The sequence below is a fragment of the Bryocella sp. genome, from assembly GCF_058498515.1.
On sequence record NZ_JBMHYI010000030.1, the window covers coordinates 174,552 to 195,951 of the forward strand.

Sequence of the window (21,400 nt, forward strand, 5' to 3'; positions counted from 1 at the left end):
GGGCACAACGTATGAGGATTACTCGAGGGTTTGCTGTATCGCTTCTGGCTGCTTCGATGTTCTGCGCGGTATTGAACGTTATGGCGCAGACCACTGTCGCGGGCGCGCCCGCCGCCGTGAGTGACGCCGACCGGCTGCGTGGAGAGTACGGACCGTATCGCGCGAACAATGACCTCCTCTATTACCACCTTGATGTGCGCGTCGATCCTGAGCATGGGACCCTGGGGGGAAAGAACCTGATCCGTTTCAAAATGCTGGAGCCGGGCAAGCGCATCCAGCTGGACCTTGTCCCGACCTTCAGCATCGATAAGATCCTGCTGGATGCTGCCGATGGCAGCACGCACGAACTCAAATATGAGCGCGCTGCGGGCCGCACAGTATATGTCGACTTTCCGGAGACGCTGCGCAAGGGAGACACGTACAGCATCGAGTTCTATTACTCCGGTCATCCGGTGGAGATGGGGCGCTTCGGAGGCTTCGTCTTTCGCAAAGATCCCATGGGGCGTCCGCTTGCCAACACTGCGTGCGAGGAAGAGGGTGCGAGCGTATGGTGGCCAAACAAGGACCAATGGCGAGATGAAGTCGAGTCGATGGACATCAGCGTTGAGGCACCCAGCGATCTCGTCGAGGTGTCGAATGGCCGCTTCCAGAGTAAGACGGATCTAGGCGACGGCTTTACCCGATGGAACTGGCATGTGAGTTACCCCATCAATAACTACGACGTGTCGCTGAACGTGGGCAAATATGTGCATTTCAGCGATGTGTACAGCGATCAGTATGGCGCGCTCACTTTGGACTACTATGTCTTCCCCGAAGATCTCGACAAAGCCAAGCATCAGTTCATTCAAGTGAAGAACATGCTCAAGGCGTTTGAACATACCTTCGGCGAGTATCCGTTCTATCGCGATGGCTACAAGCTGGTAGAGGCAATGTACTCAGGCGTTGAAAACCAGACCGCCATCACCTATGGCAATCACTTCGAGAACGGTTACCTGGGTCGGCCGAAGACCGGCATCGGCACGTGGTTCGACTTCATCATCGTGCACGAGAGCGCGCACGAATGGTTCGGCAACAGCATCACGGCTCGGGACCGCTCCGATATGTGGATTCACGAAGGTTGGGCGAACTACCTCGAGGGGGTCTTCGTGGAGTATATGTGGGGCAAGGGCGATGCGATTCTGTACGTGAACACGGGTAAGGAAAATGTGAAGAATGCTGAACCTGTGATCTGTCGCGAGGGAACGGTGTGCACGCCGCCGGTTGATCAGTATAAGAAAGGTGGACTGTTTCTCAATACAGTTCGCAGCGTCATCGACGATGATCGCGAGTGGTTTGCCCTGCTGCATGACTATTACCAGCACTTCAAGTATCAGACCATCATGACAACGGATGTTGCGGCGTTCTTTAGCCAGCACAGTAAGAGGAACCTGACGCCGATCTTCGATGAGTATCTCCGTCATGCGGCGATTCCCGTGCTCGAGCTGCGCTTCGATGAGCACGCACATGCGGTCTCGTACCGCTGGCTGGCCGATGAAGCTGCCTTTGCGATGCCGATCAAGGTGGGCGACAAGGAGCATTGGCAGCTCATTACGCCCGTGACCACGCGCTGGCAGACGATGAAGACGCCGCTTGATCGCGAGCGCTTCGATGTAGCCACCGATCTCTATTACGTGAAGGTTCAGAAGCAGTAACGACCGATATTTTTCCTGAGGATAAAAACTCGCATGCGTACTCGTATCTCGATGAGGAAAAGATTCTGCGCGGCTTTGTGCCAGCTCACGGGCTTAGTGTGGATCGGCTCGATCGTAACTGCTGCCGCGCAGGACCGCATGTCTCCAGGCAAGTCCATCGGCACTGTGAGCACGCACGGCAACCTCATCGTCCTTACGTTGAATGAGGACGCGCTCGGCAAGCCACATCTGTTCGACCTGGAGCATCGCACGCTCCGCTTCACTCCAGAAGGCTCACGTTATCGCATGGAGACGCTGCCGGAAGCATGGGACAAGGACTTCGGTGAGGAGGTGAAGAATCCCAACGCGACACTTACGAAGTTCAGCTTTCCATTCTCTGGCATGGCGCGGAACGCTTTGTCTATAGGGCTCACAGGTTCTATCACTTTCGGAGAACCGGCTGCGACGGGCGGAGGTCGGTCTCGTGGCCAGGCTCTGCCGGGCAGCCGCGAAGGTGGCCTTGCGGTGGAACGCTATGCACTGCTGCAGCACGTGGGCAGCACGTTCATCAATGGGACGCCGGCTATCAGTGCGTTCTTCAAGCCGCGCATGAATGGCACGCGTTACCTGAAGGAGCTAGATGACCGCGCAGTGATCACCTGGACGCTCAGCGAACCTTTTGCGGGCATACAGGACTGGACGTGGAGGCCGACGACGAATCGCTTCCAGGCCGTGCTCTACAAGGATGGCCGCATCGACCTGACATACGATGAGGTGCATGCGCGCGATGGCATCGTAGGAATTTTTCCGAAGGTGCAAGGCGGAGAAGAGAAAATCATCGCCACACTGACGCCGTCCGCACAAGCCATGGATCCGAAGCTCGCGATCAAGAGCATCAAGCTCGGCACGGCGGATGGTGTCTATCTCAAGGCTCGGCTTGAGACCGAAGGACCTATTCCCGCAGCGGATGATCCCGGTGCCGCAGGTCTCGTGTATCGTGTGTGCCTCAGCGCGACGAAGCCCACGGGCTCCTGCGTGGCTGCTACTCCGGGTGTGACGGTCTGGAGTGTACAGGGCATGCGCGCGTTCCGGCAGCGTCCCGGTGCGGAGGGCCGCGGGCCGCGTTACGTGGGTTTCGGCAATGGCCTCTCACCGGAGGTGATGGTCGAGGGCAACGCGATCATGCTGAGCGGAACGTTGCCCGTGGGCATGCGCGAGGGCTCCGAGGTCTATCTCTCCGCGAGCGCCGAGGCCACCGGAGTTCATGCGGCACAGGCGCCGGCGCAAGTCGTGAAGCTTGCGGGCATTGGCAGTCCAGAGGTCGACCTGGCCACACTGAAGAAGCAGGATGGAGCGTTCCCTGTGCTCTATGAGAGCTTCTACTATCCCGAGGCTCCGCGCGCGAACGATCTAACCTGCTCGGTCATCAAGGCGCTGGGTGATCGCTTCGACATGCTCGCGTATTACTCGGACTTCCGCATCGACAATCCGGAGGCCGGTACTCCGAGCACAGGGCCGCTGGGCGGAGGCCCCAATGGTGGCGCCGTGACAGGCATCGGCACCCAACAGCGCAATTTGGCGAGCTACTGCACGCAGGGCCGCTTCCAGTGGCAGTTCGTGCAACCGGTGTATATGGGCTCGAACCAGATGGCGGAATATCCGCCGGAAGGCGTGAAGGACGAGAGCCGGCATAACATCGTCGCTTACACGCATCAGCTTGCGGAGCGCACCTTCAATGGCAAGCTGCCACCGTATGACTACGCGATGTCTCAGATCGGGCATGAGATGGGCCATCGCTGGTCGGCCTTCGTCTCAGCGAAGATCCATGGCGAACTCATCCCGCTTGGGCCTACGCATTGGGCTACCGGCCTGCAGGCTCCCGCGGCCTTTCCATATCAGCGGCCGACCGAGGCCTCAGCGATGGGCGGAGGTGTGTGGCAGGATAACTTCGATGGCACGTTCACACAACTCGATGACGACTATTACGTGCCGGCGACGGGGTGGTCCTATCTCGATCTTTATCTCATGGGACTTATTGCCCCGAGCGAAGTGCCGGACTTTTTCCTGCTTCGCAACCTGCAGCGGCAGGGCAACGACGCAGACGGCCACCCTATCTTCAAGGCGGATCGCACGAAGATCACCATCAACGATGTGATCGCAGCTGAAGGTCCCCGCATGCCGGATGTGGACCATGCGCAGAAGCGCTTCAATACGGGCATGGTCCTCGTGCTCGAGCACGGACATACCGTACCGCCGGAACTGATGAAAGATGTGGACGGCATCAGGGTTCACTGGATGGACTATTGGGATACGACCACAGGGCACCGCTCCGTGATGACGACCGATCCACGCTAGAGGGGGGATGCGAGATCGTTGGGAGGGAAGAGATGGGAGCCATCGACAGCGTTGTCGCCATCCGAAGGACCTGCACCTTAGCGAGCGCATAGCTTTTCGTGCACGCTGATCGAGCGGCTGCCAAATCTAAGGTCGATCAACTATCGCTGGCACGAACGCGGTTTGGGTAACCACAGCGAGGGGCAGACGTTGACCGCATCGACCTTGCGGCTTCTAAAGTTTCTTTGCTCGTGTTGCCCGCTTGGTCCCCTTCGTGGTTCGAGGCGATGGCGGATTGTGCCCGATCCCAACCAGGGCATCGAAGATGTTTTCGAACACCTGCTTGGCGATTGCAGAAGAGATTAGCGTGGGGCTGAATTGCTTCTCCAAGATCAGGGCACTTGGGATGCCTCGCAGGACGGCCAGAGCCACGAGATCCCTCTCTCGCGTTCCCTCCGTAGAGAAGCCCTTTCCAGCCAACATGGCCCGGCTGGTGTCTTCATAAGCAAGCTGATAAAGATCCCGCATCCGCTGCAGGGAATCCTTATTACGTAATGCCAGGAGCTTGAACTCCAGCATAAGAATGGGCCAGGTCTCATCTTGGAGCGCGCCAAGAAAGAGCTGCTTGACTGCGGCCCGGCGTTGATCGATGTTCATTCCTTCAGAGGCACGAAGAAACTCATCCCGTCTGCCCTTGATCTTCTTCTCGATCAGAGCAAAGAAGATATCTTCCTTACTCCGGAAATGCGCATACACGGCGCCTTTTGTGCGGCCAGCTTCTGCTGCAATGGTTTCTATCTGGGCGCGCTCATAGCCGTCACGAACGAAGACTCTCTCCGAGGCCTCAAGCAGACTGCGAAGTGTGGCCGCAGTTTTTGCCTGGTGCTTATTGAGCTCGGTTGCAGGTATTACGGTCTTCATCCTTACCTCTTTAGCGGTCTGTCCGGCGGCAGAAACGAGAGTCCCGAGCGATACCTTACACGGACAGAAGATGGATCCAGGAGGCGAGCCGCAAAGATGTGCCACTTCAGATCCTCCGAATCGGCCTCTCACGAGAAAATTGCATCCGTACGCGTATCCCTCTATTCTAATCGACAGTTCAGTCCGAAGGAGCGTTTGATGTCGTATTTCTCGAAGCCTCTCGTCGTTGCTGTTTTCATGGTGTGTTCGATATGCGTCGAGGCGCAGGGTCTTCAAGAAGCCGCCACTCGGAACCCGGCCGAAAGCGTTGGAGTTGTCCATGTGGCAGGGCTGGTGGAGGTTAAGCCGGATGTCAAGGGAAGTCTGGCGGTCACCCCAGGTGAGGTCATCTTCTCGAACGATTCGGTACGCACCAGCATTCCCAGGAACCGGATTGTCAATGTCTTCGTTGGCGATCAGCGGACCGAACCCTGGGGTACGACCGGGAAGATCGTTCGCAAAGTTATCCCGTACGGCGGCGGGGCTGCGCTTGGTGCGCTGACCAACGGCCAGGTCGATCTGCTGACCGTCGAGTCGCTCGATGACCATGGTGGTTATCACGGAGTGGTCTTTGCTGTGCCCTTTCAGAAGGCTGCTGCGATCCGCGAAGACCTGATCGCAAACCTTGTGCCACCCGCGGTGATTTCACCCCCTCCATGTTCTGGAACCGAGCCGAGGCCAAGATCAGTTTTGCTTGCTCCGATTACCGTGACCGGGATAGCCTTGCCGGATGAGTATCGAATTCTGCTCTATGAGCAGATCTATAAGCAGTTGAAGGTGCGGGATCCGAACGATAGCTTCCTCCGGGCAGGTGATCGTTCCTCCGGCGTTGGATGCACGGCATTGACCTTGCATGTGACGGTAATGGGATTCAAGAAAGGCAATCGTGCCTTGCGCGCCTCGACTGGACCCTTAGGGTTGTTTCTCGGAACGACATCTCTTTCCTTCGATATCAGTCTGCAGGACGTCAAAGAGAAGACTGTTTTTGACGCGCAGATGAAGAAGAGCGATCGTAGCGACTCCGACAGTCTCGGGCTTGCAGACGGCATCGCGAAGTCTATTGCGAAGCAAATCGACAGGGAACTGCAGAAGCGCGAACCGAAACGGGCTGCGTGAGCGGAATTATGCAACGTTGGCGGGGCAACCGGACCGAAGATGAGTGAAGAGGGAAAATCTTGGAACAGAACGACGACACCCTAAGCAATCCTGACTTGCCGCGGCCATTGACGACGGGCGACAATCTGCCTCCGCCGGGTGCTCGGGAACCGGCTGCCGCCAAACGACGCATCTGGCTGTGGCTTGTCGCGCTGGTGGTGGGCGCCGTTGTCATTGTTGCCGTCATAAGCGGTGTGAAAAAAGGAAGGGCTGACGCTGCCAACAATGTCGAGCCGCCGCGGATCGCCACGATCAAGACCGCTACAGCGCACCTCGGGTCGATCGGCTACTACGTGCAGGCACTTGGCACCGTAACCCCGCTGGCGACGGTCAACCTCTACAGCCAAGTGAGTGGCCGCGTCACGGCGGTGCACTATGTCGAAGGGCAGATGGTGCATCGTGGCGATCCACTCATCGACGTTGATCCCCGCCCATACGAAGCCCAGCTAAAAGAGGCGCAGGGCACGCTGCAGCGCGACCGCGGTGTGCTCGCACAGGCGGAGATGGACCTTGCACGCTACAAGGATGCGTCCGCACAGCAGGCCATATCCCGGCAGACCTACGAGGACCAGATCCAGATGGTCGAGCAGGACCGGGGAACCGTCCAAAACGACATTGGTCAGGTGGAGTACGCGCAGGTTCAACTCAGCTACTGCCACCTGTCGTCTCCTATCGCCGGCCGCGTCGGACTTCGTCTCGTCGATCCCGGCAATGTCATCTTCTCCGGTGGCTCCAATCCGCTGGTTGTCGTCACGCAGCTGGAGCCGGTCACCGTTGTCTTCAATGTGGCAGAGGACGATCTCAACCAGGTGCGAAACGAAATTCTGCGGCGCAGTTCGTTGGTCGTCGATGTGTTCGATCGGTCTCAGCAGGCGAAGATTGCGACGGGCAAGTTGCTCACCCTCGATAACCAGATCGACACGACCACCGGCACCGTTCGATTCAGGGGGCAGTTCGCCAATACCGACCTGCGGCTTTACCCGAATCAGTTTGTCAATGCGCGGCTGCTGGTGAAGACGTTGCAGAACGCGGTGCTCATTCCCACCGCAGCCGTGCAGCATAACGGCACGCAGGCCTTTGTCTATATCGTGTCTGGAAACACGGTCAAGCTGCGGAACGTCGAGGAGCTGACCAACGAAGACCAGGTTGCGGCCGTGACCGGCGTCCATCCGGGAGAGGTCGTGCCGACCACCGGATTCGATAAGTTGCAGGACGGCGCCAAGGTTATCGTCGAGGGTTCTGCTCCTGGTCAGTCAACGGGAGGAAAAGCCGACGGCGGTCCGTCAGGGAGCAGCCGGTGAACCCTTCACGGATCTTCATCCTGCGGCCGATCGCGACCATCCTCCTGATGGCGGCTATTCTCATCATCGGCGTGGTGGCGTACACAACGCTTCCGATCTCAGCCCTTCCCGAGGCCGATTACCCGACGATCCAGGTGCTGACGTTTTATCCGGGCGCCAGTCCGCAGGTGATGAGTTCCGCTGTCACCGCGCCGCTCGAACGGCAGTTCGGCCAGGTCGCGGGCCTCACCCAGATGACTTCGACGAGCTCCGACAGCAGCTCGGTCATTGTGCTGCAGTTCTCGCTCGACCTCAACATCGACGTAGCCGAGCAAGAGGTGCAGGCCGCGATCAACTCCGCACAAGGATACCTGCCTACCGATCTTCCCGTGCCGCCGGTGTACAGCAAGTCGAATCCCGCCGATGCACCGATTCTTACGCTCGCGCTTACCTCGAACACCCTTCCGCTTTCGAAGGTTGAAGACCTGGTCGATTCGCGCCTCGCGCCGAAGATTTCGCAGCTGAACGGTGTAGGTCTCGTCACGATCAGCGGCGGCCAGAAGCCTGCTGTCCGCATCCAGGCGAACCCGGTCGCGTTGTCCTCCTACGGCATCAATCTCGAAGATCTGCGGTCTGCGCTGGCCAGCACCTCGGTCAACACCGCCAAGGGCAGCTTCGATGGCCCGGCGCAGAACTTTCAGATCAACGCGAATGACCAACTGCTTACGAGCGATGGCTACCGCGATGTCGTCGTGGCGTATAAGAACGGCGCGCCGGTGATGTTGACGGACGTAGCCAAGATCCAGGACGGCATCGAAAACTCGAAGCTGGCGGCCTGGATGAACCAGACGCCAGCCGTTATTCTCAACATCCAGCGCCAGCCGGGCGCCAACACCATTGCCGTTGTCGAAGCCGTGGAGAAGCTTCTACCGAAACTTCAGGAAGGGCTTCCGGCTTCGATCAAGCTGCAGGTGTTGACCGACCGTAGCAACACGATTCGCGCTTCCGTCTCGGACGTGGAATTCGAGTTGATCCTCACGATCGGGCTGGTCATCCTGGTGATCTTCGTCTTTCTCCGTAGCGTGAAGGCGACGCTTATCCCGGCTGTGGCCGTGCCGCTATCGCTCATTGGCAGCTTCTCCGTGATGCATCTGCTTGGCTACAGCCTGAACAACCTGACCTTGATGGCTTTCACCATCTCGACCGGCTTCGTCGTCGACGATGCGATCGTCATGATCGAAAACATCTCACGCTACCTCGAAGAAGGCATGGAGCCGATCGAAGCGGCGCTCAAGGGTGCGGATCAGATCGGCTTTACGATCATCTCGCTCACAGTTTCGCTCATCGCCGTGCTGATTCCGCTCCTCTTCATGGGGGACGTTGTAGGGCGGTTGTTCCGCGAGTTTGCTGTCACGCTCAGTGTGACGATCCTGATCTCGGCCGCCGTCTCGCTGACGCTCACCCCGATGATGAGCTCGCGCCTGCTGCGGCATACTCCGGAAGACGAGCAGAACCGGTTCTATCGTTGGACCGAGGACCTTTTCAAGCGCATCATCGCTGCCTATGGGCGCAGCCTCAAATGGGTGCTGCAGTATGAGACTGCTACGTTGCTTGTTGCTGCTGCCTTGCTCGCGCTGACGATCTTCCAGTATGTCGAGATTCCGAAGGGGTTCTTTCCCACCCAGGACACCGGCATCATTCAGGGCATCACGCAGGCGCCTGAGTCCATCTCGTTTCCGGCCATGTCGCACAAGCAGCAGCAACTCGCCGAGGTCATCCTCAAGGACCCCGCCGTCGCCAGCCTCTCCTCGTTCATCGGGGCTGATGGTGTGAACAGCACGCTGAACAGCGGACGCATCCAGATCAATCTCAAGCCCGTCGCTGAGCGTCATCTTACGGCTACAGAGGTCATCGACCGCCTGCAAAAGCGTGCCGACCAAATCCCGGGAATCCACCTCTATCTGCAGCCTATCCAAGACCTCACCGTGGATGACCGCGTGAGCCGGACGCAGTACCAGTACACGCTCGAAGACGCGGACGCAGGTGAGCTCGATGCGTGGACTGCGAAGATGCTGACCGAACTACGCAAGCTTCCGCAGATTACCGAGGTTGCCACGGACCAGCAGAACAACGGCGTCAGCATTCAGCTGAACTACGACCGTCCTACGGCTTCGCGTCTCAACATCTCGCCCGACCAGATCGATTCGACTCTCTATGACGCCTTCGGTCAGCGGCAGATCAGCACCCTCTACACGCAGTCGAATCAGTACCACGTGATCCTCGAGACGCTTCCCGAATTTCAGCGAAGTCCGCAGAAGCTCAAGGATATTTACATCCAGGGCTCCAGCAGCTCTGGCTCCGGCTCGAACGCACAGAGCACCTCCGGCCGCACCTCCTCCGCCTCTAATGGCACCGTCGCGACACTGAGTCCCTCGTCGAGTAGCGGCCTCAGTTCGTCTACGCCGACCAACACCCTGACGACCACCACGGGCACGACCAGCACCGTCTCCTCGAGCAGTGCGAGCCTGGGCGCGGCGAGCTCAAGTTCCAGCTCGCTCTCTTCTTCCACTCCGACCACAGCACTCGCGTCTTCGAATTCGAATCAGAGCTCCTCAAGCGGCCAGAGCAGTAACGGCTCTTCCGGATCGGGATCGTCGAGCTCAACGCCCGCGCTTGCAACGCCCGTTCCACTCTCTGCGATCAGCAGCTTTACCACCACTCCTTCGCCTCTCACTGTGAGCCACCAGGGCCAGTTCCCCGTCGTTACCATTTCGTTCAATGTTGCTCCTGGCTATTCGCTCAGCCAGGCAGTGGATGCGGTGGAGAAGACCAAAGACCGGCTGAAGATGCCCGCCAGCGTCGACGGTAGTCTGCAGGGAACTGCCGCGGCCTACAAGACCATCGGCGGCAACGAAGCCTGGCTGATCCTTGCCGCGTTGGTCGCTGTTTACATCGTGCTGGGCGTTCTCTACGAAAGCTTTATTCACCCCATTACGATTCTCTCCACGCTGCCTTCCGCGGGCGTCGGCGCACTGCTCGCGCTTCGGCTGTTCCATCAGGACCTCGACGTGATTGCCATCATCGGGATCATCCTGCTGATTGGAATCGTCAAGAAGAACGGCATCATGATCGTGGACTTCGCGCTCGATGCGGAACGCAACCGCGGCATGAACGCCGAAGATGCGATCTTCGAGGCATCGCTGCTGCGCTTCCGTCCTATTCTGATGACCACGCTTTGCGCCCTCTTCGCTGGTATTCCATTGGCCTTCGGCTCAGGCATCGGTTCCGAGCTGCGGCGGCCTCTTGGAATTGCGATGGTCGGCGGTCTGCTGGTTAGCCAGATCCTTACGCTTTACACCACCCCGGTGATCTACGTCTTCTTCGACGGTCTTGCACGACGTTTCTTCCCGGCTCCGAAGCCCACATTCACGCAGGTCCGTCCGGTGGAGCTGCCATGAGCTTCTCGGGCATCTTCATCAAGCGGCCCGTCGCGACCATCCTGATGGTTGTTGCGATATTGCTTGCCGGGGCCATCGCCTTCCGCGTGTTGCCGGTCGCATCGCTGCCGCAGGTAGACTTCGCAACGATCACCGTTGCAGCTACTCTTCCGGGCGCCAGTCCCGAGGTCATGGCATCCTCGGTCGCGACGCCGCTGGAACGCCAGTTCGGCCACATTGCCGGGGTCACACAGATGACCTCCGCAAGTACTCTCGGCACGACCAGCATCACGCTGCAGTTTGACTACAGTCGAGATGTCGATGGCGCGGCGCGCGATGTGCAGGCGGCTATCAATGCCGCGCGAACGTACCTGCCAGCAAATCTGCCTTCCAACCCGACTTACAGGAAAGTAAACTCTGCTGCCTTCCCAGCCGCTGTGCTCTACATGACGTCGCCCATCCATACCAAGGGCGAGTTGTTTGACACAGCAGCCTCCATCGTCCAGCAGAAGCTTTCGCAGCTTCCCGGAGTTGGCCAGGTCCAGGTCGTCGGCGGATCTCTGCCTGCCGTGCGGATCGATCTCAATCCGCAGCAGCTCAATAGCTACGGCATTGGCACCACCGATGTCGCGCAGATCCTCTCCCAACAGAACTCGAACCGTCCCAAAGGTCAGATCAGCGACGACGACACCACCGCCGATATCAACGCCAACGATCAGATCAGAAAAGCGAAGGATTACGCTCCTCTGGTGATTGGGAGGAACCCAGACACTGGCGCCATCGTCCGCCTGCAGGATGTGGCCGAGGTGTCCGACTCTGTGCAGACCACTCGCTCAGCTGGCTATGCGAATGGCCAGCCCTGCGTAGTGCTGGTCGTCTACCGCCTCCCCAACGCCAACGTCATCAACGTCGTGAATAGCATCAAGAAGGCGCTCCCGGGGATTAGTGCGTCCATCCCGGTTGCCGACAAGATCGACGTCGCCATCGATACCACCACTACGATCCGGGCCTCGGTCTTCGACGTCGAGCGCACGATGATGATCTCCATTCTCCTCGTTGTGGCTGTCGTCTTCATCTTCCTTCGCAGCCCACAGGCAACGCTGATTCCGGCCGTCGCTGTTACCACATCGCTGGTTGGGACTTTCGCCGGCATGTACCTGCTTGGGTATAGCGTCAACAATCTCTCCCTGATGGCGCTTACCGTCTCCACCGGTTTCGTGGTCGATGACGCCATCGTCGTTATGGAGAACATTACCCGCTTCATCGAGCAGGGTTTGCCACCTTGGGAGGCGTCTCTCAAAGGGGCACAGGAAGTCAGCTTTACCGTGCTCTCGATGAGCCTTTCGCTAATCGCTGTCTTCGTTCCGCTCCTCTTCATGGGTGGCCTGATCGGCCGTCTCTTCCACGAGTTCGCGATGACTCTTTGCATCTCCATCGCGATCTCAATGGTCGTCTCGCTTAGCGTGACACCGATGATGTGTGTGTATCTGCTGAAGCCGACGGGGCCTGAAACGCACGGGCGTTTCTATCGTCTCAGCGAGGGCGGGTTCGCCGCGCTCCTCAATGGATATCGACGGTCGCTAACCTGGACACTCAAGCATCCGGTTCTCGTGGTCCTGAGCTTCGTTGCCACGCTCGTCCTCAATGTTGTTCTGCTCATCTTCGTTCCGAAGGGCCTCTTTCCGATGCAGGATACGGGCCTGGTCTTCGGTGGCCTTCAGGGCTCGCAGGATGCCTCGTTTCACTCGATGCGCGACTCGCTCCTCGACGTGCAGAGCACCATCAAAGCCGACCCGGCAGTGCAGACAGTGGTGGGCTTTACTGGCGGCGGTGGCGGGGCCAGCAACACTGCCTTTGTCTTTCTCTCCCTCAAGCCGCGCAACCAGCGCAATGTGACTGCGAGCCAGGTCGTCGACCGGCTGCGCCCCAAACTCGCCGCATTGACCGGGGCGTCAACGTATCTGCAGGCCGCACAGGATCTCGGGGTGGGAGGCCGTCAAAGTAATGCGCAATACCAGTACCAACTGTCGGGTGACACGGTCGACGACCTCGCAACCTGGGGGCCGGCACTCTACAAGCAGATGCTGCAGATGCCACAGCTTAAGGATGTAACCACTGACCAGCAGAACGGTGGGCTGCAGATGTTGTTGAACTATGACAGGTCAACCGCTGCGCGGTTCGGGGTCACGCCGAAACTGATCAACCAGTCTTTGTATAACGAGTTTGGAGAGGCTCAGGTCTCGACCATCTACACGTCACTCAATCAGTACTACGTCGTGATGGAGGCTGCGCCGCAGTTTTATCGCGATCCGGCGACCCTGAACTCCACGTATATCCATGCGTCGGGCAAGAAGGTTGTGCCTCTGCAAGCTTTTGCGACCGCACATGCCGCAACCTCGCCGCTCGCAGTGAATCACTCCTCGTTTTTCCCGTCGGTAACGATCTCCTTCAATCTTGCTCCGGGCACTTCGCTCGGTCAGGCAACGACGGCAATCAACCAAATGCAGCAGCGCATCGGAACACCTGCATCCGTGCGTGGACAGTTTGCTGGAACCGCCCAGGCATTCCTCGCATCGTTGTCGACCGAGCCGATGCTCATCATCGCCGCGCTCCTCTCGATCTACATCGTCCTGGGTGTCTTGTACGAGAGCTTCGTCCATCCCATCACGATCCTCACCACGCTGCCGTCCGCGGGTGTTGGCGCCATCTTTGCGCTGCTGGTCTTTCATAGCGAATTCGATGTGATCTCAGTGATCGGCATCTTCCTGCTGATTGGCATCGTCAAGAAGAACGCGATCCTGATGATCGACTTCGCTCTGCTCGCCGAGCGCGAACAGGGGATGAGCACCGAGGACTCGATCTTTGAGGCGGCGATGTTGCGCTTCCGGCCCATCATCATGACCACCTTCGCAGCCTTCTTCGGCGCGATGCCCCTCGCTGTCGGGACCGGAACCGGCTCCGAACTGCGCCGCCCGCTGGGCATTGCAATCTGCGGTGGGCTTCTCTTCAGCCAGATTCTGACGCTGTACACAACGCCGGTCATCTACCTCTACTTCGATCACTTCAGCCAGTGGATCAAGCGTCGGCGCGGCTTTCCCAATACTTCGAAATCCCTCGTAGCGAGCCATCCCGCCAGTCAGGAAACAGCATGAGCGTCTTCCACACAACATCCCGGCGTGCAATACTCGCCTCCTTCAGCACCCTCGCGCTTACGGCGTCCTTGCTGCTCCTCGAGGGATGCGTCGTTGGCCCGCGTTACGTTGCACCCGTGACGCAGGCGCCGCCCGCCTTCAAGGAAGCTGCCCCGCAACAGTCCTCCGACGGCACCACGTGGGTCCCAGCTACTCCGCAGGATGCGACCCTGCGCGGCAACTGGTGGGAGCTTTATCAGGAGCCCGAACTTAACGCTCTCGAAGAAAAGCTCAACACGTCGAACCAGAACGTTGCCCAGTCTTTCCAGAACTTCATGGCGGCGCGGGCGCAGGTTAAGCAGGCTCGCGCTTCCTACTACCCGACCGTCACCGTAGGCCCCTCGTACACGCGAGGCCGTACCTCGGGTAATGAAGTCTCGCAAGCGACCGGGGTCAATGCGAACAGCAACGAATTCAATCTGCCCTTCGATGTCTCCTGGGAGCCCGATGTCTGGGGACGCATTCGCAACACGGTCCGAGAGTATGCGAATGCCGCCCAGGTGAGTGCCGCCGACCTTGCCAACGAGCGCCTTAGCCAGCAGGCGAACCTGGCGCAGGATTACTTCGAGCTACGCGGTCAGGATGCCCTGATCGATCTCTACGACAAGACCGTTGTGGCGTATCAAGAAAATCTCAGGCTTACGCAGGTGCGCAGCAGGACAGGAGTCGATACGGAGCAGTCGGTCGCCGAAGCGCAGGTTAACCTCAAGACCGCCATCGCTGCAAGAACCAACCTCCGTATCGCTCGCGCGCAATATGAGCACGCCATCGCCCTTCTCACGGGGCAAGCTGCTTCCTCGTTTTCCATGCCGGTCCGGCCGCTGACAACGAGCGTCCCCGTTATCCCCATCGGCGTACCCTCGCAGATCCTGCAACGCCGGCCCGACATCGCGGCGGCAGAGCGGAGCATGGCCCAGGCCAACGCCCTCATCGGTGTCGAAACCGCAGCCTACTATCCCACGTTCAACATCGGTGGCGACCTTGGCCTCGAGAGTTCGAGGATAGGACATCTGTTCACCTGGCCGAGTCGCTTCTTTTCGGTCGGCCCATCCGCGTCCGAGACGCTCTTCGATGGAGGCCTTCGCCGAGGTCTCCTCGATCAATACAAAGCTCAGTACGAAGCTGATGCCGCTGCCTATCGCCAGACAGTGCTGACAGCATTTCAGCAGACCGAAGATTATCTAGCGGCAGAACGGCTACTCGGCCAGCAACGGCGCGAGCAGCAGGAGGCCATCGATGCCGCTCAGCACTATTACGACTTATCTAAGATCCGCTACACGACCGGTGTCGACACCTATCTCAATGTTTTTACCGCGGAGGCGAGCCTGCTTAGCGATCAACAGACCGGCCTCACCTTGTATGTCCAGCAGATGACGAGCAGTGTTCAGCTCATCGAAGCCCTGGGCGGCGGTTGGAATACTTCACAACTTCCATCCGAGAAGGCTGTTGCAAGACGATAGACGCCTTTTCTGCAGGGCTACCTGCAGGAGTTGCGGCGGCATCTTCACGTCGCCAAAGCCGAAGCCAGCCAGCATCGAAATCAGGCTGATCATTAGAAGGACAGAGGCCACCCTTCGCGGTCGCTCCTTGATCGGGATTCGCAGGAGTACGTATGTGGTGACGGGCACGGAGTGATGCACATCCCGGCGACCCCGGTGTCGGGCCAGTCTCCGCAAGCGTGGTTATCTCTTATCTGATGGACTCGCGAGGAAGAACTTCACCGCCAACCGCCATGGGGAAGTCGGAGGGCGTCCGCCTTGGACAGTATTTCTGCAATCCTACAAGTATTGTCGCTGGACACATAAGCGGAAATGGGAGCTTCTATATGGCACTTAGGTGTAAATCATTTGATGTGTAACATTGCGATTCCGGCAAGGTCCTGAGGAGGGAAATGGGACGAACGCGCGTTGATTGTTCTGCAAATTGCAGGATCATCTCAAACGGGAATTTCTACCACACGTAGCTGGCGACAACGTTGGTTGCGGCAGGCTTGAAGTCCACCACTTTCACATGCAGGACGATCTGCAGGTTGCGGTGCTCCCATCCTTTGGGTACGGTGCGCATGACACTCGAGATCTCTTTGGGGTCACAGGCGAAGTCGGCTGCGGCCATTGTGCCGTACTGTCCCATACCTGCAACGCTGAGGATGGGGGCCTCACCACCGCGCTGCGTGAGTCGCGTGACGATTGCATAGTCCTCGGTATCATGCGCGTCCTGGGAGGCATGCAGCAGCCACTCCTTTCCGGTTTGCGTGTCGTCGATCTCATTCCGGAAGCGCAGCACATAGCGTAGATTCTTGGTTAGCTCGATGGTCATGGGGTTGTTGAAACCACCGATGAGCAGCGAAGGCGTATCGCGCAGCTCCGCAAAGGAGATGTCGTTATGGAAGCGCTCCTGGGAGTCTTGCCCCTGGCGTGTGAGGCTGGCGACGAGGTGCGAGACCGCAGCCACATCACCTAGAGCGACGAAGCTATCGTCGGCGGCGGTGAGGTCGCGCCCATGAAGAACCTGGTCGGGCATCAGCGGGACGAAGAACTCCTCGCCATTCGCACCTAAGTGGTGTGCCTCCGCATAGTCGTCCATCATCTTATCGGAGAGTCTGTAGACCGCGTTTCTGCCGATGACGAGGATCACGGGCTTCGAACTGCCCGTCCACGGCTCCCAGAATTGGTAGAAGCGGGCGTTCTGCCGGGCGTTCCATGGGTCCGAGGCGAGCGCTGCCAGCAACGACATGAGCAGTAGAGCTGCTGCGATGCCATATCGGTAAGAGGGCTGGCAGAGCTTCTCCATGATGCGATGCGGCAGGGATCGGGCATCACCGGCGTGGGCCGATGGCTGGGTGTCGTGATCGGACGCGGCGTGCTCCGGCAGTAGCATCGGGGAGGGCTGGTGAAGCAGCGCCTCGTCGCGATGCCGGAAGATAGCGCGATAGGAGCCTGCCGGAATTTCAATCTGAATCTCGCTGTCGTCGTGAACTGACTGGTAGTACTGCGCAAGCCGCTTTCGGACCTCGGCGGCGCGCAGGCGTACGACCGGATCCTCGCCAGGCTCGTAGTTGGGCCGCCGCCCGAAGACTTCGGAACCGATGACCCGCTCTCGGAGGAGATTGTCTTCCCCCGCCAGTGAATGCTTCACCACGTAGCGCAGCAGGCTTTGACACTGCTGGGTGTTGCGGAAGGGTGGGCTCGACAAGATCAAGGCGAGCACGTGTTGGACACGGGCGGGGTCGACGGTCCATGTGTCTTCCGGAGGAGGGCACTGAGAGGTGAGGATCGGTTTATCTGCGGAAGTCATCTCTGCTTAGCTCGCCTCCGGGGTACAGTACCTGACAAAAAACCTTGTCGTCAAAGCCTCGATTCAATCACTTACGGCGGTACACAACTGTAGTCAGCCTTGTCGCTTCTTGGTAGAGCGCGTTTCTTGTGTGCACCCCGGAGAGAGCGATTTCGAGCGCTCCCAACATACCACTCGTTCCAGAGGAAGTGATCTTTCCGGCTTTGCGCCCCTTGAGGGCCTTGAGGAGAACAGATGACTGCAGGTACGAATCCGAAGATTGAGTTCCAGGACGGCGCCAACCCGGCCATCGATGGAGGGCGGGGTCAGGTGCGGCTCCAGGGTCTCCTCCTGGCCATGGTCGCAACCGTCCTTCTCATCGCCGGAACGGCAAGAGCACAACTCACCACGGGCAGTCTCTCCGGCACGGTGGACGATGTCACCGGTGCAAGCGTCCCAGACGCCACCGTAACCCTGACCAACGATGAAACTCAGGACATTCGGACGACGAAGAGCAACAACGTAGGGCAGTTCACCTTCGCGGCGGTCCAACCCGGCAGTTACACCGTGAGCATTTCGGCGGCGAGCTTCAAGACCTGGAAGCAGGCCAGCATTCCGATGAACCCGGGCGACATTCGCGACATTCCTCATATCAGCCTCACAGTTGGAGCGGTCAGCGAGACGGTCTCCGTTCAGTCCAGCGCGATGGAACTGCTGCCGACCGATTCCGGAGAGCGTTCGGCGATTCTGAGTTCGAAGGATATCGAGCGGCTCTCGCTCGTCGGCCGGAACGTCTCCGAGCTTCTGAAGGTTCTTCCCGGCGTGACCAGCGTTCCAAACGGCGTGGGTAATGGGCTAGGCTTCGACTTCACCGCGTCTTCTTCGACAGGCAGCACCATCGGTGTGGGTCTCTCCCCCGGGGGCGCTCCGTACCGTGGCGGCACGTCCTATATCCTCGACGGCGCCAACATTATCGACCCTGGCTGCAATTGCTGGTCGATTGCGGTAGTGAACCCGGATATGACGCAGGAGGTGAAGGTGCAGACCTCCAACTTCGGCGCCGACAGCCCCAATGGTCCCGTGATCGTGAACGCCATCAGCAAGAGCGGCGGAGATCGCTATCACGGGCAGGCGTACTTCTATGCGCGCAATGCGGTGCTGAATGCGAATACCTGGGGTAATAATCACCAGGCCAGCCCCCGCCAGGCGGCAGAGTATTACTATCCGGGCGGTAACTTCGGAGGCCCGATCAAGATCCCGGGGACAAACTTCAACCACAACAACAAGCTGCTGTTCTGGGCGGGCTATGAGTACTACTACCAGCTTCTGCCCTCTACCAGCCCGCTGGAGTCCTATGTGCCCACCGATGCGATGAAGGGCGGCAACTTCACTTCCGGCGGTGCGGGCAACTCTGCATTGTGTCCTGGCGGCTTTACCGCGAGCGCTACCAACTGGTGCAACAACCTGAGCGGCACGGTTGCGCCGGACGGCACTGCGATCACCGGAGGGATCATCCCATCGCAATATCTCGATGCCGGTGCGGCCGACCTGATGAAGCTCTTTCCGGCGGCCAACGTGAACCCCGCGACGACGCCGGGTGGCTATAACTATTACCTCCCTATCAGCACGCAGCAGAACGGTTATGTGTGGCGGGCGCGCGTAGATTACAACATCGACGCGAATAACAAGGTCTTCGTCACGTGGCAGACGGGGACTAACAGCTCGTCGCAGCCGGCGCATATCTACTGGAACCCGAACTATGCCGCGCTGTATCCGGGTGGCGTCATCAATAACCCGACGGTATCGCGCGTGCTCACGGGCAACTACGTGCACATCTTCAGCGCCACACTGACCAACGAGTTTGTCGCGGCCTGGGGCTATGCGCGCAGCCCCTATCAGCCCTCCAACCTTCCGGCGGCGTATAAGTCGACCATCGGCTATCCCGATGGCACGATCTATAACAGCGCCGCGAAGGTCGCGCCCTCTATCAACAGTGCTGGGGCGCAGACCTTCCCCGATCTCTCGCAGCCGGACCTGTGGGAGGTTGGCGGTGAATATCCCCTGGTCAAGGCCAATCCAGCTTTCTCGGACAACGTGACGAAGGTGGTCCGCAACCATACCTTCAAGTTCGGCATGTTCACGGAGCTGGCCGGAAATCGTCAGGGAACGTGGTCTTATCCAAACGGCGATCTCTCGTTCAACACCGGTTTGCAACCTCGCTCCAGCCACCCCACCGTGCGCATCGGCTCGAACAACCCGGTGGCGAACCTCGACATGGGGATCGCGACCAGCTTCACACAGAACAACTACATGCCCATCGAGGACATGGCGTACCGCACGACCTCCGGTTACGTCATGGACGACTGGCGTCTTCTCCATCGCATCACGTTGAACCTTGGTGTCCGCTTCGACCACATCGGGCGCTGGTATGACCGGCAGGGAACCGGTCTTGCGGTGTGGCTTCCGGGCCGCTATGCTTCGGATCTTGCAGCCGGGAAGACGTATCCAGGCGTCTCGTGGCATGGCATCGAGCCGGGCATCCCCAACGGCGGTTCGCCGACAAGGGCGGCCTACACTTCACCTCGTCTCGGTGTGGCGTGGGACCTCGCCGGCGATGGCAAGACTGTACTGCGCGGAGGATGGGGACAATACCGTTGGAACGACCAGTACAACGACTACGGTGGAGACTTGAGCACGGCGCAGCTAATGGCGACGTATAACTCACCGAGCGGCCAATCGATGACTCTCTCCGATATCTCCAACGCGGCCAGCGGAGCGAGTGCAAGTCTCCCCGGGTCGGTCTCCGCAGCCGACTTCAACGATTGGCAGGTGCCAGACACCTCTGCATGGAACTTCACGATCGATCGCCAGCTGCCGCTGCATTCTCTGCTCGAGGTCGCGTACGTCGGTAACACCACGCGCCATCTTCTGATGGGTGGCCAGAGCAGCGGCTCCTCGGTGGGCGGCTCGGAGTTCATCAACGTCAACAAGGTCCCGCTGGGCGGTCTGTTCGCTGCCGATCCCGTGACGAAGGCCGCTGCTCCGGCTGACCCTGATAACACCTCTACCTACACGCTGGCGGATTACTTTCCGTATCACACCGGCTACGGTACAAACTCCATCGCAGTCGGCGAGCACGTGGGCTACTCGAACTATCATGGCCTGCAGGTTGCCTGGCTCAGGCAGGCGGGGCGGCTCTCGTTCAACATCAACTACACCTGGTCGAAATCGTTGGGCATCATCAACAGCACGGTGGATGCCTTCAACGTGCATGGTAACTATGGTGTGTTGAACATCGATCGCCCGAACGTAATCAATACGTCCTATGCGTACGACTTTGGCAAGCTCTATCGTGGCGACCTTCCCGTCGTTGGATCAGTGACCAATGGGTGGACGATCTCCGGGACGACTACATGGCAGTCGGGAGGCAATCTGCAGGCGCAAGACACGCAGAACCTCGGGCTCACCATCCTGAATACGACGACCAATGAGACCTTGACCTCGAAGACATATTTCGGGACGGATGCAGACGAGATTCTGCCTGTGGCGACCTGCAACCCAAAGGGTGGGCCGGCGTCGCAGCAGCTCTTGAAGCTTTCGTGCTTCAGCGCGCCGGCGATTGGCCAGCAGGGAATCCGGCAGTTTCCGTACCTCAGCGGGCCATCCTACTCCAACTCCGACCTGACGATCTACAAGACGTTTGGCATCACGGATAAACAACATCTACAGTTTCGTCTGTCGGCGTTCAACTTCCTCAACCATGCCCTGTGGGGCTTCAGCACGACGAACGACATCACGCTGAAGTACGCGACCGCCGATGGGAAGACGTTCACGCCGAATGTGGCGTCGGGGCTTTCTTCCGGCTATACCTGGGGCACGATGGACGGCAAGTCCGGAAGCCCGAGGATCGTGGAGTTGTCTCTGAAGTACAGCTTCTAAGAGGCGCGGCGTTTGCATGACGATGGGTGTGCAAACGCCGCAATCTAATATGATCGCGGCACCGGATCGAGTGGGCACGGCGCCGTTTCTTCTTTCTCTCTGCGCGGTTTTTGGATTGTGCGCACAGCTTCGTTCGTAGCAATTGGGAGCCCGGATGTTTC

10 protein-coding genes are annotated in these 21,400 nt (G+C 59.1%); 8 read left to right on the forward strand and 2 right to left on the reverse strand.

Annotated features, from left to right (window positions below):
• Positions 1-11: 11 nt before the first annotated feature.
• Together AC5E6W_RS09300 and AC5E6W_RS09305 are read left to right on the forward strand one after the other, a co-directional pair.
• The gene (locus AC5E6W_RS09300) at positions 12-1,691 is read left to right on the forward strand and encodes a M1 family metallopeptidase (RefSeq protein ID WP_491752007.1); all 1,680 of its coding nucleotides are present in this window, start codon (positions 12-14) and stop codon (positions 1,689-1,691) included.
• A gap of 33 nt (positions 1,692-1,724) precedes the next feature.
• Complete coding sequence (locus tag AC5E6W_RS09305; RefSeq protein ID WP_491752008.1) at positions 1,725-4,025, forward strand: hypothetical protein; 2,301 nt, start codon at positions 1,725-1,727, stop codon at positions 4,023-4,025.
• A gap of 213 nt (positions 4,026-4,238) precedes the next feature.
• On the opposite strand, the gene AC5E6W_RS09310 is transcribed toward AC5E6W_RS09305, so the two are convergent.
• Entirely contained in the window at positions 4,239-4,925 is a 687-nt protein-coding gene (locus AC5E6W_RS09310) for a TetR/AcrR family transcriptional regulator (RefSeq protein ID WP_491752009.1), read from the reverse strand.
• A gap of 198 nt (positions 4,926-5,123) precedes the next feature.
• On the opposite strand from AC5E6W_RS09310, the gene AC5E6W_RS09315 reads away from it, so the two are divergent.
• Genes AC5E6W_RS09315 through AC5E6W_RS09335 form a run of 5 tightly spaced genes read left to right on the forward strand, consistent with a single transcriptional unit; the run spans position 5,124 to position 15,487 of the window.
• Positions 5,124-6,080, forward strand: coding sequence for a hypothetical protein (locus AC5E6W_RS09315; protein WP_491752010.1), 957 nt, complete (start codon positions 5,124-5,126; stop codon positions 6,078-6,080).
• Positions 6,081-6,139: 59 nt separating this feature from the next.
• Positions 6,140-7,420 (forward strand): efflux RND transporter periplasmic adaptor subunit, encoded by a 1,281-nt coding sequence (locus tag AC5E6W_RS09320; RefSeq protein WP_491752011.1) that lies wholly within the window; start codon positions 6,140-6,142, stop codon positions 7,418-7,420.
• Positions 7,417-10,857, forward strand: a complete 3,441-nt coding sequence (locus tag AC5E6W_RS09325; RefSeq protein ID WP_491752012.1) for an efflux RND transporter permease subunit — start codon at positions 7,417-7,419, stop codon at positions 10,855-10,857. The genes AC5E6W_RS09320 and AC5E6W_RS09325 overlap by 4 nt, the downstream gene beginning before the upstream one ends.
• A complete protein-coding gene (locus tag AC5E6W_RS09330; RefSeq protein ID WP_491752013.1) occupies positions 10,854-13,988 on the forward strand; it encodes an efflux RND transporter permease subunit in 3,135 nt (1,044 codons plus the stop codon). The genes AC5E6W_RS09325 and AC5E6W_RS09330 overlap by 4 nt, the downstream gene beginning before the upstream one ends.
• The gene (locus AC5E6W_RS09335; protein WP_491752014.1) at positions 13,985-15,487 is read left to right on the forward strand and encodes an efflux transporter outer membrane subunit; all 1,503 of its coding nucleotides are present in this window, start codon (positions 13,985-13,987) and stop codon (positions 15,485-15,487) included. The genes AC5E6W_RS09330 and AC5E6W_RS09335 overlap by 4 nt, the downstream gene beginning before the upstream one ends.
• 490 nt (positions 15,488-15,977) lie before the next feature.
• Here AC5E6W_RS09335 and AC5E6W_RS09340 read toward each other — a convergent pair whose 3' ends face one another.
• Complete coding sequence (locus tag AC5E6W_RS09340; RefSeq protein WP_491752015.1) at positions 15,978-17,321, reverse strand: hypothetical protein; 1,344 nt, start codon at positions 17,319-17,321, stop codon at positions 15,978-15,980.
• Between the two features lie 234 nt (positions 17,322-17,555).
• On the opposite strand from AC5E6W_RS09340, the gene AC5E6W_RS09345 reads away from it, so the two are divergent.
• Positions 17,556-21,239 (forward strand): outer membrane beta-barrel protein, encoded by a 3,684-nt coding sequence (locus tag AC5E6W_RS09345; RefSeq protein WP_491752016.1) that lies wholly within the window; start codon positions 17,556-17,558, stop codon positions 21,237-21,239.
• Positions 21,240-21,400: the final 161 nt, after the last annotated feature.

What these genes read in the sequence shown, in the direction of transcription:
- AC5E6W_RS09300 (WP_491752007.1), top strand. Translation starts at nt 12, where the DNA reads ATGAGGATTACTCGAGGGTTTGCTGTATCGCTTCTGGCTGCTTCGATG.
- AC5E6W_RS09305 (WP_491752008.1), top strand. Translation starts at nt 1,725, where the DNA reads ATGCGTACTCGTATCTCGATGAGGAAAAGATTCTGCGCGGCTTTGTGC.
- AC5E6W_RS09310 (WP_491752009.1), bottom strand. Translation starts at nt 4,925, where the DNA reads ATGAAGACCGTAATACCTGCAACCGAGCTCAATAAGCACCAGGCAAAA.
- AC5E6W_RS09315 (WP_491752010.1), top strand. Translation starts at nt 5,124, where the DNA reads ATGTCGTATTTCTCGAAGCCTCTCGTCGTTGCTGTTTTCATGGTGTGT.
- AC5E6W_RS09330 (WP_491752013.1), top strand. Translation starts at nt 10,854, where the DNA reads ATGAGCTTCTCGGGCATCTTCATCAAGCGGCCCGTCGCGACCATCCTG.
- AC5E6W_RS09335 (WP_491752014.1), top strand. Translation starts at nt 13,985, where the DNA reads ATGAGCGTCTTCCACACAACATCCCGGCGTGCAATACTCGCCTCCTTC.
- AC5E6W_RS09340 (WP_491752015.1), bottom strand. Translation starts at nt 17,321, where the DNA reads ATGACTTCCGCAGATAAACCGATCCTCACCTCTCAGTGCCCTCCTCCG.
- AC5E6W_RS09345 (WP_491752016.1), top strand. Translation starts at nt 17,556, where the DNA reads ATGACTGCAGGTACGAATCCGAAGATTGAGTTCCAGGACGGCGCCAAC.